General features: G+C 67.1%; 18 protein-coding genes and 2 pseudogenes. 12 read left to right on the forward strand and 8 right to left on the reverse strand.

What is annotated here, in order from left to right:
* Positions 1-209: 209 nt before the first annotated feature.
* The 5 genes from ACQPWU_RS04060 (at position 210) to ACQPWU_RS04080 (ending at position 2,554) form a co-directional block, all read left to right on the forward strand.
* The gene (locus ACQPWU_RS04060; protein WP_433436973.1) at positions 210-518 is read left to right on the forward strand and encodes an ArsR/SmtB family transcription factor; all 309 of its coding nucleotides are present in this window, start codon (positions 210-212) and stop codon (positions 516-518) included.
* A gap of 2 nt (positions 519-520) precedes the next feature.
* A complete protein-coding gene (locus ACQPWU_RS04065; RefSeq protein ID WP_433436974.1) occupies positions 521-1,096 on the forward strand; it encodes an SRPBCC family protein in 576 nt (191 codons plus the stop codon).
* A gap of 272 nt (positions 1,097-1,368) precedes the next feature.
* A complete protein-coding gene (locus tag ACQPWU_RS04070; protein ID WP_433436975.1) occupies positions 1,369-1,632 on the forward strand; it encodes a CopG family transcriptional regulator in 264 nt (87 codons plus the stop codon).
* Entirely contained in the window at positions 1,629-2,042 is a 414-nt protein-coding gene (locus tag ACQPWU_RS04075; protein WP_433436976.1) for a type II toxin-antitoxin system VapC family toxin, read from the forward strand. The genes ACQPWU_RS04070 and ACQPWU_RS04075 overlap by 4 nt, the downstream gene beginning before the upstream one ends.
* 191 nt (positions 2,043-2,233) lie before the next feature.
* The gene (locus tag ACQPWU_RS04080) at positions 2,234-2,554 is read left to right on the forward strand and encodes an NUDIX hydrolase (RefSeq protein ID WP_433436977.1); all 321 of its coding nucleotides are present in this window, start codon (positions 2,234-2,236) and stop codon (positions 2,552-2,554) included.
* Positions 2,555-2,590: 36 nt separating this feature from the next.
* Here the strand turns inward: ACQPWU_RS04080 and ACQPWU_RS04085 are convergent, their stop codons facing one another.
* Positions 2,591-3,289 carry a hemerythrin domain-containing protein gene (locus ACQPWU_RS04085; RefSeq protein ID WP_433436978.1) on the reverse strand — a complete coding sequence of 233 codons (699 nt, stop codon included), beginning with the start codon at positions 3,287-3,289 and terminating at the stop codon, positions 2,591-2,593.
* A gap of 650 nt (positions 3,290-3,939) precedes the next feature.
* Here ACQPWU_RS04085 and ACQPWU_RS04090 point away from each other — a divergent pair.
* Entirely contained in the window at positions 3,940-4,239 is a 300-nt protein-coding gene (locus tag ACQPWU_RS04090; RefSeq protein WP_433436979.1) for a hypothetical protein, read from the forward strand.
* Between the two features lie 440 nt (positions 4,240-4,679).
* Here ACQPWU_RS04090 and ACQPWU_RS04095 read toward each other — a convergent pair whose 3' ends face one another.
* From ACQPWU_RS04095 to ACQPWU_RS04120, 6 genes and pseudogenes are all read right to left on the reverse strand, one after another.
* Positions 4,680-5,468 (reverse strand): SAM-dependent methyltransferase, encoded by a 789-nt coding sequence (locus tag ACQPWU_RS04095; protein ID WP_433436980.1) that lies wholly within the window; start codon positions 5,466-5,468, stop codon positions 4,680-4,682.
* 279 nt (positions 5,469-5,747) lie between these two features.
* Positions 5,748-6,045, reverse strand: a pseudogene (locus ACQPWU_RS04100) (ATP-binding protein); the annotation flags it as partial.
* Positions 6,046-6,196: 151 nt separating this feature from the next.
* A pseudogene (locus ACQPWU_RS04105) lies at positions 6,197-6,445 on the reverse strand (Mu transposase domain-containing protein); the annotation flags it as partial.
* Between the two features lie 177 nt (positions 6,446-6,622).
* Positions 6,623-6,835 (reverse strand): hypothetical protein, encoded by a 213-nt coding sequence (locus ACQPWU_RS04110; protein WP_433436981.1) that lies wholly within the window; start codon positions 6,833-6,835, stop codon positions 6,623-6,625.
* Between the two features lie 378 nt (positions 6,836-7,213).
* Positions 7,214-7,843 carry an NADPH-dependent FMN reductase gene (locus ACQPWU_RS04115; RefSeq protein WP_433436982.1) on the reverse strand — a complete coding sequence of 210 codons (630 nt, stop codon included), beginning with the start codon at positions 7,841-7,843 and terminating at the stop codon, positions 7,214-7,216.
* A 29-nt stretch (positions 7,844-7,872) separates the two neighbouring features.
* Positions 7,873-8,169, reverse strand: coding sequence for a hypothetical protein (locus tag ACQPWU_RS04120; protein WP_433436983.1), 297 nt, complete (start codon positions 8,167-8,169; stop codon positions 7,873-7,875).
* Between the two features lie 113 nt (positions 8,170-8,282).
* On the opposite strand from ACQPWU_RS04120, the gene ACQPWU_RS04125 reads away from it, so the two are divergent.
* Entirely contained in the window at positions 8,283-8,936 is a 654-nt protein-coding gene (locus ACQPWU_RS04125) for a TetR/AcrR family transcriptional regulator (RefSeq protein ID WP_433436984.1), read from the forward strand.
* A 338-nt stretch (positions 8,937-9,274) separates the two neighbouring features.
* Here the strand turns inward: ACQPWU_RS04125 and ACQPWU_RS04130 are convergent, their stop codons facing one another.
* The gene (locus ACQPWU_RS04130; RefSeq protein ID WP_433436985.1) at positions 9,275-9,451 is read right to left on the reverse strand and encodes a hypothetical protein; all 177 of its coding nucleotides are present in this window, start codon (positions 9,449-9,451) and stop codon (positions 9,275-9,277) included.
* A gap of 165 nt (positions 9,452-9,616) precedes the next feature.
* Here ACQPWU_RS04130 and ACQPWU_RS04135 point away from each other — a divergent pair, with 165 nt between their 5' ends.
* From ACQPWU_RS04135 to ACQPWU_RS04155, 5 genes are read left to right on the forward strand one after another with little or no spacing between them, the layout of a single operon-like run.
* Positions 9,617-10,252 carry a site-specific integrase gene (locus ACQPWU_RS04135; protein WP_433436986.1) on the forward strand — a complete coding sequence of 212 codons (636 nt, stop codon included), beginning with the start codon at positions 9,617-9,619 and terminating at the stop codon, positions 10,250-10,252.
* The gene (locus ACQPWU_RS04140) at positions 10,249-12,123 is read left to right on the forward strand and encodes a tyrosine-type recombinase/integrase (RefSeq protein ID WP_433436987.1); all 1,875 of its coding nucleotides are present in this window, start codon (positions 10,249-10,251) and stop codon (positions 12,121-12,123) included. Before ACQPWU_RS04135 ends, ACQPWU_RS04140 begins: the two co-directional genes overlap by 4 nt.
* A 38-nt stretch (positions 12,124-12,161) precedes the next feature.
* Entirely contained in the window at positions 12,162-12,569 is a 408-nt protein-coding gene (locus ACQPWU_RS04145; RefSeq protein ID WP_433436988.1) for a hypothetical protein, read from the forward strand.
* 40 nt (positions 12,570-12,609) lie between these two features.
* Entirely contained in the window at positions 12,610-13,140 is a 531-nt protein-coding gene (locus ACQPWU_RS04150; protein ID WP_433436989.1) for a hypothetical protein, read from the forward strand.
* Positions 13,118-13,693 carry a helix-turn-helix domain-containing protein gene (locus ACQPWU_RS04155; RefSeq protein WP_433436990.1) on the forward strand — a complete coding sequence of 192 codons (576 nt, stop codon included), beginning with the start codon at positions 13,118-13,120 and terminating at the stop codon, positions 13,691-13,693. Before ACQPWU_RS04150 ends, ACQPWU_RS04155 begins: the two co-directional genes overlap by 23 nt.
* Positions 13,694-13,719: the final 26 nt, after the last annotated feature.

Below are 13,719 nucleotides of genomic sequence, written 5' to 3' on the forward strand. Positions count from 1 at the left end.
CGTGCCGCCGCCCTACCTGTCCTCCGTCGTCCCCTGCCCTCTGGTCTGCTCGAGCTTGTCTTGGGCGACGGCGGGAGAGCGTCAGTCCAGTGGTCTCGCGTCGTCAACGCGCGCATGACCGGTTGACGGATGTCCCGCTGAGCTGGCCCGCTTGCTTTGGACGCGCATATACCTTGACAGGCATATGCCGATGGGAGAATATAGAAGCCATGTCCGTCGATACGTTCTCCGTGCTGTCCGAGCCGACCCGGCGTCGGATTCTCGACCGGCTCCTGGAGGCCGAGAGCAGCGTGAACGAACTGGTTGAGGCGCTCGACGTCAGCCAGCCCACGGTGTCCAAGCAGCTGAAGGTGCTCAGGGAGGCTGGTTTCGTCACCTGCCGTACGGAGGCGCAGCGGCGGATCTACCGCATTCACGCAGGCCCCTTCCAGGCGCTCGACGACTGGCTTCAGCCGTATCGCGCCCTGTGGGACCGGCATCTCGACGCTCTCGAGCGCCACCTCGACAACCTGGAGTAGTCATGACCCCCAACGCATACCGCCCGAGCCCGCTGGCCCAGATCGACTGCGAGGCGACAGAAGACCGCTGGACCCTCGTCTTCACCCGCGACCTGCGCCACCCGCCCGAGAAAGTGTGGGCCGCGCTGACCGACCCCGAACAACTCGCCGCATGGGCGCCCTACACCGCTGACCGCAATCTCTCCGAGGCGGGCGGCGCCACAATCACGATGATCGACGATGAAAAGCCCCAGGACATGGCAGTCGAGGTCGTGCGCGCCCAACCACCGACGCTGCTCGAGTACACCCTCGGCACCGACCTGCTGCGCTGGGAACTGGTGGCCACCGACACCGGTGTCCGCCTGACACTGCGGCACACCGTCGAGGACCGCGACTGGCTCCCGAAGGTCGCGGCCGGCTGGCACCTCTGTCTCGACGTGGCCGAGAAACTGCTCGAAGGGCATCCGATCCCGCCGATCCGCGGCGCCGCGGCAGTCGACTTCGGCTGGTCCGAGCTCAACGATCAGTACGCGCAGAAGTTCAGCATCCCGAATACCGGCCTGCCCGAGCACCTGAAGGGTCAGGACGAGGCATCTTGATCGGCCGGGCACACATCGCGTGCCGCCGGGGCGCCGCTCCCGGCGGCGCGGCCGCGTACCGCTCGCCGCGCGGTGCGGAACCGCGCTCCCACTGAGGCGCTGAGCTGGGCGGAAGGTCGGTCCTGAGTGACCGTGGTTCACCCCTCTTATTGGCCCGGTGGTCAGCCCGCGACCTGGTGATTCTCGCGGTGCGCAACTCGCCGGCGGCGGTCCTCCCGACGCTAGCAAGGCGATCCCGAAGCAGCAGGAGGATGAGAGGTAGGATAGAGGGCATGAGCGAGGCTACTGGCAAATATTCGATCACCATGCCGCGTGACATCGCCGAGGCCGCCCGGTCCCGGAGCGGCCCTTCCGGTCTGTCCGCCTACGTCGCCGCCGCCGTCGCCCGCCAGATCGAGCGCGACAACCTCAGTGAGCTCATCCAAGTCGCCGAGGCCGAGCATGGACCCATCACCGACGAGGAGGTCCAGGCACTGCGCGACCAACTCCACCAGGCCCGGCGGGGACAGGCCAACGGTGGGGCGGATGCCGCGTGACCCGTTCTCCTGCCACTCCCGGCGGCACCCTTGTCCTCGACAGCGAGGGACTGGCCAAGGCCGTCCTGCGCGACCGTACGGTCACCGCATGGCTCGCTCTCGCTCGTGCCGACGACCTCCGCGTCATCACCTCCGCTGCCACCCTCGTCGAGGTGGTCCATCCTCGCGCCAACCGGCCGGCCCTGGAGTGGACGCTGTCCCGCCTTGTCGTCGAGCCGGTCACGGAACCAATCGCCCGCCACGCCGCCACGCTCCTGTCCGACGTTGGCCTGCACGGGCACAAGTACGCCATCGACGCCATGCTCAGCGCCACCGCCCTCGCTGCCCCAGGTCCCGTCACGGTCCTCACCTCCGACCCCGAGGACCTCGCTGTCCTGTGCGGCGGACGCGTCACCGTCATCAAAGTCTGAGCTGTGACCGTCTACGCCGTTGGCTGTGACGCAACGGGCAAGCCATAGGTCGTGGTCGAATCCGTGCTTCCCGGGGACAGTCACGAGCTTGAGGACGCTTACCCATTCGTTAGATCTCGGCGCACAGTCTTTGATCGACGGCCCGGCGGAACTCATCCGACTACGCCGGGCTGAATCGTATGATCCATTTCATGCCGATCCCCCGAGCGGTTGCCGTGGTCGTCGACGGTATCCGAGTCCTGGTCATCAAGCGGTTCCTCCGGCGCAGCCCCGGCGTCACCTGCGTCATGTGCGAGGCCGCCGGCTGGCGCGGGTCGCCGTGTCCCGGGCACCACTACGCGGTTCTTCCCGGGGGCCATGTGGAGGATGGCGAGTCGTCAGAGAGTGCGGCAGTTCGTGAACTCCGCGAGGAGACGACTCTCACTGGGACGATCGACCGACTGCTCTTCGCCGGCTCACACAATGGCCGGCGCGCAGTTCTGGAGAGCGGCGAGCTCGATCTTCCCTTCTGATCGAGCCTCCATCAAACCCGGGGTGGCTCAGGTTGCTCAGGCGTTAGTCGGGGTCGTCGCCGGCCCATACGTGCCGGGACCCCAGACGGTCGTCGCTCGGCGCCGGTACTTGCGAGCAAAGCCACGCAGCACGATGAACCGTGGAATGGCTGGGAGCAGGTGGATGACGACCTGATACCGGACGGGATCGATGCCGTCGATCACCCAGTGCGCCTCCTCACCGAGCTGCATGAGCGGCTTCGGCTTGATGTTGTGCTCCTGGTCCCAGGCATCCCACTCGGCGGCAGTGATGCTGGCAGACACGACCGGCATGGCCTCGTCCTCCTCGCGACGCAGATGCGGCAGTACCACTTCGCACAGGTTGTCCAAGGCGGCGAGCAGTTCGGTCCGGGCGGGCGCAGCGTCGTCACCGGCATACCCGGCGGCAGCCGCGGTGACCGTCTCCATCGCGGGCGCGATGCGCGCGTGGTCGGCGTCCATCGCCTCGAGGATTGCGGCGGAGTCCGGATTACGACTGAGTACTAGCGGCCACAGCCCGTTGTCCTCGCCGGTGTGGTGGTCATGAAGGAGCCGCATCAGCCAGGCCACGTGCTCGGCAATCGCTTCGCGGCGAGGTCCGTTCGGGTACGGCGGGGTGGCTAAGGCGTGGCGAGCGCGCTCGAAGTCGCGGCGGTACGCGTCGTGGACGACGCCCATCATGGTGGTGTCGGCAGGTCGTTGCGGATCCGGTTTCATCGTGGTGCTCCGATCGGTCAGGTCAAGGAATGGTGGACGGTAGTCGGCGCGAACCCCTGGCGGTCAGGGCGTGACTCCAGTCCGTTTCCGCCTCCCATTGTCGCTCTCGCCAGTCGCAGAGATATCTAGCTTTTCAAGAACTTCTTTAATACTTGTCGCCAACATCCAATTCCTGGCCTCGCGCGCGATCCTTGCTAGAGAATGACGCCGTGAGGGCTGCAGAGGTTCACCGTTAAGCACGGAATAGATGGCCTCTTTGCGGACAAGCCGGATCATTGGCAAACGACTGCAAACTTGACTAAAGGTGCACCACAACTGCGTATGGCACCTTGGCCCGTTCAGAAGAATCCGTGTCAGTTCAAGAACGCAGGTGTTGAGCGGCCCGACGGATGCCAGTGCTCACCGTATCGGAGGTGTTCGTACTCGCTGCTGCGGTGCCTCCCCGATTTCGCGCCCTGGTCCTCCTCGCCACGTTCGGCAGTCTGCGTTGGGGCGAACTAGCGGCCCTGCGCCGCCATAACCTCGATCTGGAAGCGCGCACGGTCAAGGTTGAGGCGTCGGTGCCTGAGATGAGGACGTAGCGCTGATCACGGGATGTCCCAAGTCGGATGCCGGTGCTCGGGTGGTCGCGCTTCCGGAGGTGATCATCGGTGATCTCGCCTGGCACCTTCAACGGGTTCAGCGAGTCGGCACCCGATGGTCTGGTGTTCGCAGGGGAGAAGAGCGCCCAGCTTCGGCGCGGCAACTTCATCAAAGTCTGGGCGAAAGCACTGGCCAAGGCGGGACTCCCGAAGATCCAAATCCATGACCTTCGGTACACGGGTAACACGCTGGCGGCAGCGACTGGCGCGACTCTCGAGGAGCTGATGACCCGCATGGGCCATTCCCAGCACGAAAGCGGCCACGGTCTATTTGCACGCCGCCAAGGACAGGGATCGTGCGATCGCTGAGGCCATCGGCGAGATGGTCAAGCAGGGACTCGACGCAAAGGACGACGGCGATGATCCGCCCCTCACTGAAGCCAAGATCTACTGATCTGGCACGCGAGTCAGTAACAGCCCCGAGAAAGATCAAGGCCCGTGTCAGGAATCATCCTCTGACCTGGGCCTTGATATGCGGAGCGGGTGACGGGAATCGAACCCGCGCTGTCAGCTTGGGAAGCCTCTCAAGATCATGGTTCCTGAGCGGGGGAAACGCTGACCTGGGCATACGCTGGGCGAGTGACCGTGAGTCCCCCCGTGGCTCCCCGCTGGTCGCTACGGGAACGGGCACGCGACGGGCACGTGGGGCTGACGGGGTCCCATCACCTCCGGCCAGGCTGGAAATCTGCTCGGCTGGCGTACGGACAGTCCTCACCCGTGGGGATGACCTGGCCGGCCGGGCGTGTCCGTTACGCCACCGGGACCAGCGTCAGATAGACGATCCCGAGGATCCCGCGGTAGCCGGTCAGGTACGAGGCGCGCTGCCGGTCGGTGTCGGCGCGCAGCTCCGCGGCCTTGGGATGGTCGGCGTTGGCGGCCAGCCATACTTCGATGTCGGCAAGATAGCCCGCCTCGAACTGGTCCCACTCTTCCTGGGAGGCGACTTCCAACCACTCCACCCTGAACCCGGCCTTCACTGCCGCCTCGACCATGCCGTCCAACGCAAGGTGGTCGTCGGGCTTGGCACCTGGCCACATCCTGGCCAGTTCCTCCGGCTGCGGCCGGCGCTCCCAGAAGCCCTCGCCGTACAGCACCCGGCCGCCGGGGTTGACCAGCCTGCGCAGTTCCTTCAGCGCCTCACCGAACTGGTCGGGTGCCGGGGCGTCGCTGAGCGCCTGCCCGGAGCCCACGCACAGCACCACGTCGGCGGGACCGCGCTGGGTACCAGTGGCGGACTCCTCCAGGTACTCCATCCGGTCGGCCAGACCGCGACTGGCCGCGAGAGTCCGGCCACGCTCCAGATCCCGGGCGAGCAGGTCGATGCCGATGCCCGTGGCACCAGGCGCGGCGGCAAGCAGCCGGAGGCTCAACTCGCCCCAGCCGCAGCCGATGTCCAGCACACTCTTCGGTTCCGTCGCAACCAGGCGCGCGAGGAACCCCGCGGCCCGCTCCTCACACAACGGCCCGTGGAAGGTCAGTCTGCTCCGATTCGAGGGCATCTGGTCGCCGGTCGTCTCGTCTGTCGTCTGATCAGTCACGAGCGGCAAGCCTAACCACGGCGGATATCCCCATGCACCTGCATTAAGCCTCAATCGAACTGGTCCCGGCGGGGTGATCCAAGAGCTAATGGCGGGTTTTGATGGCCCGCGAAGATCGAACAGGCCTACACATGATTGTCAGCGGTCGTGTGGACTGCCCCATCCGCGGACATGAAGAACCGCCACTGGCGCAGCGGATTTCCCCTATAGCTACTGGTTCTTGCTCCGCGGACAGCGATTCTCCCCGGGGAAGACATCGCCTTCCCCGGGGAGATGGATTCAGGCCAGGGCGACGACGCCGTTGCCGTTGGTTGCCTCGGACAAACGGTGGCTGTCGCCGGTGGTGACAACGACGTGGGCGTGGTGCAGCAGCCGGTCGACGGTCGCGGTGGCCAGCGTTTTGGGGCATGATCTCGTCGAATCCCGAGGGGTGGAGGTTCGAACTCACCGCCAGACTGCGCCGTTCGTATGCAGCATCGACCAGGCGGTAGAAGCCTTCGGCGGCGTCGGCGGAGACCGGGAGGAGGCCGATGTCGTCGACGATGACCAGGTCGGTACGGGTGATGCGGGCGAATGCCGGCTTCCTCCAGCAAGTCCGAGGCGCCGGGGCCGATCGCGAGGAACGCCTCCTCGGCTGCGTTGGTCGGCTTAGGGACCCGCAGTCCGCGCGTCGAGGCTGGGTAGTGCTCATCCAGGTTCACCGGGCTGCCCGGCGTGGACCGGGGGTGCCGGACGATCTCGGACGGGACGCCGTCGCTGATACCGGTCACCACCAGCTCGTCGCCGTGCCAGCGCACGAACACCTGCCGTCCGGCGTAGCGGTGGGGAACCGAGTAACGGACCTGGTCGACGCGGATCGTGGAGTCCTTGTCGTGGACTTGGCGGCTCTGCCCGAAGGCCGCGGTGTAGGGGTGGTCGGGGAGTCGGTGCAGCCGGAACCGTTCCTCGGCGACCACCTCGGCCGGAGCGGGTCTCACGGTGGACGCGTGCGTTGATCTCGGCCGTGAACGCCGCGCATGCCTGCTCGAGTTCGGCGAACGACGTGTAGGCCGCGCGCAGATTGACCGATGTGGGCACCAGATCCCGCTTGGCGAGCTTGACCGCGTTCTCCGCCCCGCCTTTGGAGGCGGGGTCGGCTGGAACGCAGGTGCGTACTACGGTTCCGTAGAACCGGCCGATCGGCAGATGTCCGGGTTGCGTACCGGGATCGTGGCTATGTGCCCGGTGGTCACCGTCTTCTCGTTGTCCGTCAGGCAGTATGTCGGCACCCCGCCGAAGGCGCGGAAGGAGGCGTCCAGGCAGGCCGCGATCGTCGGAATCGTCTTGTCCAGCACCGGGATCACCAGCCGGAACAACGCATCGATCATCTTCGCCCGCGAGGCCGGCGTAGCCGGATCTTGGCCGATCCCGCGCACCTGGACGTAGCGGCGGACGGTGTGGTGGTCGCAGCCGGCCAGCTCGGCGGCCTTACGGTAGCTGCCGGTCAGGTCGTAGGCGGCCAGAAATCTCCATGATCTCCTCGTTCGTCTTCACGGATGACCACGTGTGCGGCTCGCAAGCCGTGTGGGCGGTGGTTGCCGGTGGGGGAAAGGCCGCTTGAAACGCGGATCAGCGGTTTTCGGCACGGTTCTTGGATGCCGGTTCGTCATCGCGCACTGCCTCGTTCTGCGGCGGTCCGCGGGCAGGACGCGCGGCCGGGCGGCGGGCGCGTTGTTGTGCCCACGGCACCCGACCGCGTGTCGGTGTCAGACGGACAGCGGCTCGGCGGCGGGGGCGCGCAGCGGCTTTAGTGCCGCCGACCACGCGATGACCTCGTCGAGCATGGCGGCCAGGGCGTCGGCGTGGTGCGGGCCGGGCGTGCAGGTCCCCGGGTCGGTGGGGTCGGCCGGGTTGGTAAAGGTGAAGTCGGCGAACATCGACAGTGCCACCTGGGTGTGCACGTCGGCGATCTTCACCTCGGCCATGATCTGGCGCAGCTGTTCGACGGCGCGGGTACCGCCGTGGATGCCGTAGCCGACGAACCCGGCGGCCTTGTCGTGCCACTCGGCGTAGAGGAAGTCGATCGCGTTCTTCAGCGCCGCGGGGAAGGAGTGGTTGTACTCCGGGGTGACGAACACGAACCCGTCGAATCCTGCAACGGTGTCCGCCCAGCGGCGGGTGTGGGCATGGGCGTAGCTGGCGAACGCGGCGGGGACCGACTCGTCGAGCAGCGGCAGGTCGAAGGCCGCCAGGTCGACGACCTCGACCGCGGCTCGGCCGTCGATGACGGCGGGGTGTGCTGCGGCGGTGTCGGCGACCCAGCGGGCCACGGACTCGCCCCGGCGGCCGGGACGGGTGCTGCCGACGACGACGGCGATGCGGATCACGGTTGGCATCTCCTTGCGGTCATGATGGGGTGGGATCATCAGGGTCGGTAGGCGCCGACGGTCTCCAGGTGGGCGACGGTCGGCGGTTCGACGCAGATGTCGTCGAGCGCGGCGCGGTAGCGCTGGAACGAGGCGAGCCGGTGGTGCGCGGAGTCGCCTGGGCCACCGTCGGACTCGATAACGGCCAGGAACTGGCCGGTGCCCTCCACCTGGAACGTCTCGTAGCGCAATCCCGTCGGCCTGGTGCGTTCCAGGTCCGCGTAGACCGCGCGCAGCAATTCGGTGCTGCGGTGGATGTGCTCAGGTTTGATCGTGTAGCGGATCAGCACCCGCATGCCCGGCTCCTTTCGCTGTGCTAGGCAGGCCACTTTCATCGGACGGCCTGTATTTCGTCAGACAGCATGTCTTTCATAAGACGCTATGTCAAATGAATGCTAGGGTCGGGTTCATGCCCCGCACGCGGAAGTACGAGCAGCGGCTGCGCGCCCAGGCCGCCGTGGACACTAAGCGCCGCATCCTCGACGCGGTCTACCAGCAGCTCGTCGACGCGCCGTCCGAACCGGTCAGCCTGGACAAGGTCGCCAAACTCGCCGAGGTGGCCCGCTCGACCATTTACACGGTCTTCGGGTCTCGTGCGGGCCTGTTCGACGCGCTCGGCATGGATCTACTCCACGGCGGCGGCTTCACCGGCATGGTCCACGCGGTCCTGCAGCCCGACGCCCGGCAGGGCCTGCGCGACGGCATCCGCGGCAACGTGCACATGTACGCGGTTCACCGCGACGTCCTGCGCGCCCTGTTCTCCATGGCCCAACTCGACGCTGCCGCAGTCGGCGGGGCAGTCCAACGCCTGGAACAAGGCCGCGCCGAAGGCATGAACGGCCTCGCCCAACGCCTCCACGAACAGCACACGCTGCGCGACGGCGTCACCGCTGACCAGGCCTCCCACGTGCTATGGCTGCTCACCGGCTTCGACAGCTTCGACCTGTTGTTCACCGGCCGACAACTGTCCACCGACGCGGTCACCGCCACCCTGGCCGACACCGCCGAGCACGCGTTGTGCCGGCCTGCGCCGGACACTCGTCAGGATCGAACGACGCGTTGACCGCTGGCCCGCCAGACGCGATGCGCCGAGTCCGGAGGGTCCGATCGCAGTCCAGCGCAATGGGGACGACATGTCCGCGACTGGGGAGGTTCGCCGTCCGTAACCGGGGAGGGCTCAAGTCCGCGATCGGGGAACTTTCGGGCTCTGGCCCACTTTCCGTGGTCAGTAGGCGTGTAGGACATAGATGCGAAGAAGGTCGGCGTTGGCTCGCCCGTACATGGCTTGAGCGCCACAGTGGTGCTGGAGGAGACGTGGCCGGTGCTGGGCCGGCATGCGCGGGCGGCCGAGTGGCTGCGGATCTGGGTGGATCTGGGAAGGGCGCCGCGGACGATCGATGCCTACGCGCGCGGGTTGGCCGAGTACCTGGAGGTGTGCGAGCGCGAGGGCATCGACCCGGTGACGGCCAGCCGGGCGCACATCGGCGTGTTCGTGCGGGCGTTGACCGAGCGTCCCAGCCATCGGGGCGCGAACGTTGTCACGCTCGATTCGGGCTCCGGCTTGTCGAACGCCACCATCCAGCAGCGGATCGTGCCGGTCAGGCTGTTCTACGACCACCTCATGGAGGAGGGCCTGCGGGATTCCAACCCGGTCGGCAGAGGACGCTTCACACCGGGCCGGCGCGGCGGCGGGTCTTGGGGCGGGCATCAGCGTGGTCTGGTGCCCCGGTTGACGAAGCTGCCGTGGATCCCCACCGAGCAGCATGGAGGAACGTCCTGGCGGTCGCGGCCGAGGAACCCATCCGCAACCGCGTCATGCTCGCCTTGGCCTACGACGCCGCGTTGCGGCGCGAAGAGCTGTGCTTGCTGCGCACCGACGACCTCGACCCGGCGCACCGCACCCTGCGGATCAGGGCGGAGACCACGAAGAACCGGCTGGAACGTGTGGTGCCGTACTCGGCGGCGACCGGTGTGCTGCTGTCGAGGTATCTGGCCCATCGGGCAAGGATCAGCAGGGCGCGCGGGCCATTGTTCCTGTCGGAGTCGAGGCGCAATCACGCCCAGCCGTTGAGCTTGTGGACCTGGTCGAAGGTCGTCCGCCGAATCGCGCTGGCCGCCGAGGTTCCGCAGTTCTCCACCCACACCACGCGGCATCTGTGCCTGACGGACCTGGCCCGGATGGGCTGGGAGCTGCACGCAATCGCGACGTTTGCCGGGCATCGCCATACCGACTCCACCCTGCAGTACATCCACCTGTCCGGCCGAGACCTGGCCGACAAGCTCAGCCGCGGCATGGAACACATCCATGCGTGGCGCATAGCGATGCTCACCGGTATCGACACCCCAGCTGTGACCACGACGACCGGAACATCGCGATGATCGCCGCGCTGCCCGGGGCCGCCGGGGCTCCTGCGCCCCGCTGGTGCTCACCCCTTGCTGGGCACCGCTTCGACACAACGGTTGAGGTTCGCGCTGACGAGGCGCGGGGCATCGTCGAACTCGGTGTCCGCAACCTGAGGCGGCTGCAGTATCACGACCGGTCCGCGCCCGGCTGGACGACGATCGGACGGGTGCTGCGTCCGCTGGAGGTCGTCAACGCCGGGCTGGACGGCCCGGTCACGCAGCATCGGCGACGCGCCATGCTGGATGTCGTCGCGCTCCTGCTGCTGCGCTGCGCCGAGGAGGGCCGGACCTTCTGGGGCTGGACCGAGGAAGAATGGGTCCACCTGCTTGGCCGTGATCAAGGCGAATTTCATCGCAACGCGCCCGCTTGGGCCGGTGACGAGGTCCGCCCCTATCTGGCCGCGCACGCTTACCTGCTGGGCTCGTTCACCGGCTTCGACCGCCTCGGCAGCTTCCAACGCCTCACCCCGGCCCGGCAGATCTTCGGACGGGACCGGTTGAGTGAGGAGCTTGTTCAGGTTCGAGACGTCCTGGCCGAGTGGGGTTACCGGCTCGGCCGCGACAACGACACGTTGCTGCCGATGGTGGCCTGCCGGCTGTTCCTGCTCAACCGCAGCCCTCACGTTGACGAGCTGAGCACCGAGTTGTTCGATCGCGTGCGGCGCGAGCGTCTGCTCCCGGGCGCACAGATGAACACCTTGCACGCCCTGCAGCGGGCGGTGAGCGCGCTGGGATTCTGCGATCCGCCCCAGCAGGGCACCGGCCGTCACTCGGCCCGGGCCACCGGCGGCGCACCAGATTGGGAGCGGTGGGTCGACCGCTGGCATGCCACCTCGACGTTGACACCCCGCACCCGCAGCGGCATCCGCTCCAACCTGCTCAAAGTCGGCCGCTGGCTCCAGGCCGAAGATCCCGACGCTGCCGACCCGGCCGACTGGACCCGGCAGACCTGCGCGGCCTGGGTCGCTGCGCTCGACCGGATGAACGTCGGTGACTACGTCCAGCGCACCGTCGGCCTCAAGGACCGCATCGGCAAGCCGCTGGAAGCCAGCAGCAAGGAGGGGCAGCTCGCCGCGCTGCGCCGGTTCTTCACCGACTGCCAGGAATGGGAATGGCTGCCCCGCCGCTTCGACCCGCAACGCGCGCTGGCGACCCCACGCAGCATCGCCGCACTGCTCGGCCCGAACCCCCGCGTGATCGCCGACGAGATCTGGGCCAAGCTGTTATGGGCGGGCCTGGACCTCGACCAGGAAGACCTGCCGCAGACCAGATCTGGGCACTTCTATCCGATCGAGCTCGTCCGCGCGATCACCGTGACCTGGTTGTTCAGCGGGCTGCGCAGTGACGAGATCGCCCGGCTGCGCCTGGGATGCATCCGCTGGCAGCACCAGGACGCCCCGATTCCCGGCGACTCCGACCAGGTCCTGGCCCGCGACGCGGTCTGCCTCCTGGACGTTCCCACGCACAAGACCGGAACCGCGTTCACCAAGCCCATCGATCCGATCCTCGGCCAGGCCATCGATGTCTGGCAGGCCATCCGCCCCGGCCAGCCGCTCTTCGTCGACCGCCGCACCGGCGAGCAGGTGAACCTGCTGTTCGCCTTCCGGGCCCGCCGCATCTCCTCCTCCTACATCAACAACACCGTCATCCCCATGCTCTGCCGCAAGGCCGGCGTGCCGGCCACTGACGTCCGCGGGAACATCACCAGCCACCGGGCCCGCTCGACCATCGCCAGCCAGCTCTACAACGCCAAGGAACCGATGACGCTGTTCGAGCTGCAAGCCTGGCTCGGCACCGCTCCCCGCAGTCCACCCAGTACTACGCCAAGATCACCCCGGCGACGCTGACGCGGGCCTACACCGACGCCGGATACTTCGAACGCAACGTGCGCACCATCGAGGTGCTCATCGACCGGGACGCCGTGGAGAGCGGGGCCGCGGCCTCCGGAGAGCCGTGGCAGTACTACGACCTGGGCCACGGGTTCTGCAACTACACCTTCTTCGAACAGTGCCCGCACCGGATGGCCTGCGCCAAGTGCGACTTCTACAACCCGAAGGACTCCTCCAAGGCTCTGCTGCTGGAAGCCAAGGACAACCTGCAGCGCATGATCGCCGCCGTCCCGCTCACCGACGACGAGCGGGCCGCGGTCGACGACGGCCAAGCCGCCCTTGACCAGCTTCTGGAACGTCTCGCCGACGTCCCCACGCCGTCCGGTGCGACCCCGCAGCAGATCGGTGTTCCGGCCCCGGCGACGCTGCTTCCGATCATCGCCGTCAACCAGAAGCCGACATAATCAAGCTGCGGCAGGCCCCGCGACCAGGCAGCATGACGGCATGACGGATCTGCGATGGGACGAGGTCAGGGACTTCTTCGATCCCGACTTGATGGGCGCATTGCCGGACCTCTTTGTCCCGGACGCCACCGTCGAGGACTGGCAGACCGTCCTGGACTTGATCAGAACGCGTGGATGGCCGTGGCAGTACTCGCAAGGCGACACGGTGCTGCCGCTGCCCACCGCCGCCGAAGCGCTCGCGCGTCCACCCGGGGCTGAGACGGTGTCGCTGCGCGTCTGGCCCGCTCCGGGCGTGCTCGCCATCTTCCGGCTCATGGCGGAGACCGAGATCGACTTCGACGTCGACCTTCGTGAACTGCAAGGTCAAGAAGGGGTCGACACCCTCTGCGCCTTCCTGCGGGCGATCGGGAGCGCGCTCGGCAAGCCGGTGCCAATGACCCCGGAAGGCGGAAGCCAAGAACACCCGGTCCTCGGCTTCGATCCCGTTGTCAGCAAGGTCGTGCTGCTCGGCGATCCGGCACCAACTGACCGCGACCGATCGGCATGGCTTGACAAAACAGATTCCACATAATGATGCGGTTCACGTTGCCTTCCACCGCGCCGGAGCTGTAGGGCAGAGTGAGCCCAGCTTTGACCGCCGCCCAATCTCGACACAGCCCGGCGGTGAAGTCGCGCAGTTCCCGCGCGGGGCTGGCCTCCGCTCGCGCCGCCCAGTCTTCCAGGTCCTGCTCGCCGCGGCGGTGGACGAGCATTTCGGCGAACTGGCGTGCGTGATGAGCGTCTTGTCCGGCGACAGTTCCAGCTTGAGATCGTCACGCAGGAAATGCGCCAGACGCTGTTTGATTTCCTCTGCTTCCACCTTGGGTCCGGCGAACCCGAGCAGGGTCGCGCGTGAACGCCGCGAAGCATACGTCCGCGGATTCCAGCTCGGCGAGATCCGTCAGGCCGCCGGTGTCACTCAGGCTGAACTCGCCCACACCTTGGGAGTCAGCCAAGCTCGCATCTCCAAGATCGAGCACGGCGAAGTATCCGGCATCGACGTCGTGCGAGAGTACATCGCTGCGCTCGGGGGTCGCTTGGATCTCGTAGCTACGCTCGGCGACCGAACCTGGAAAGTCGCCTGAGGGGCACATCAACCTGCGGCCAAGCA

This window comes from Nonomuraea sp. CA-141351 (assembly GCF_050944675.1).
Taxonomy (GTDB): Bacteria; Actinomycetota; Actinomycetes; order Streptosporangiales; family Streptosporangiaceae; genus Nonomuraea.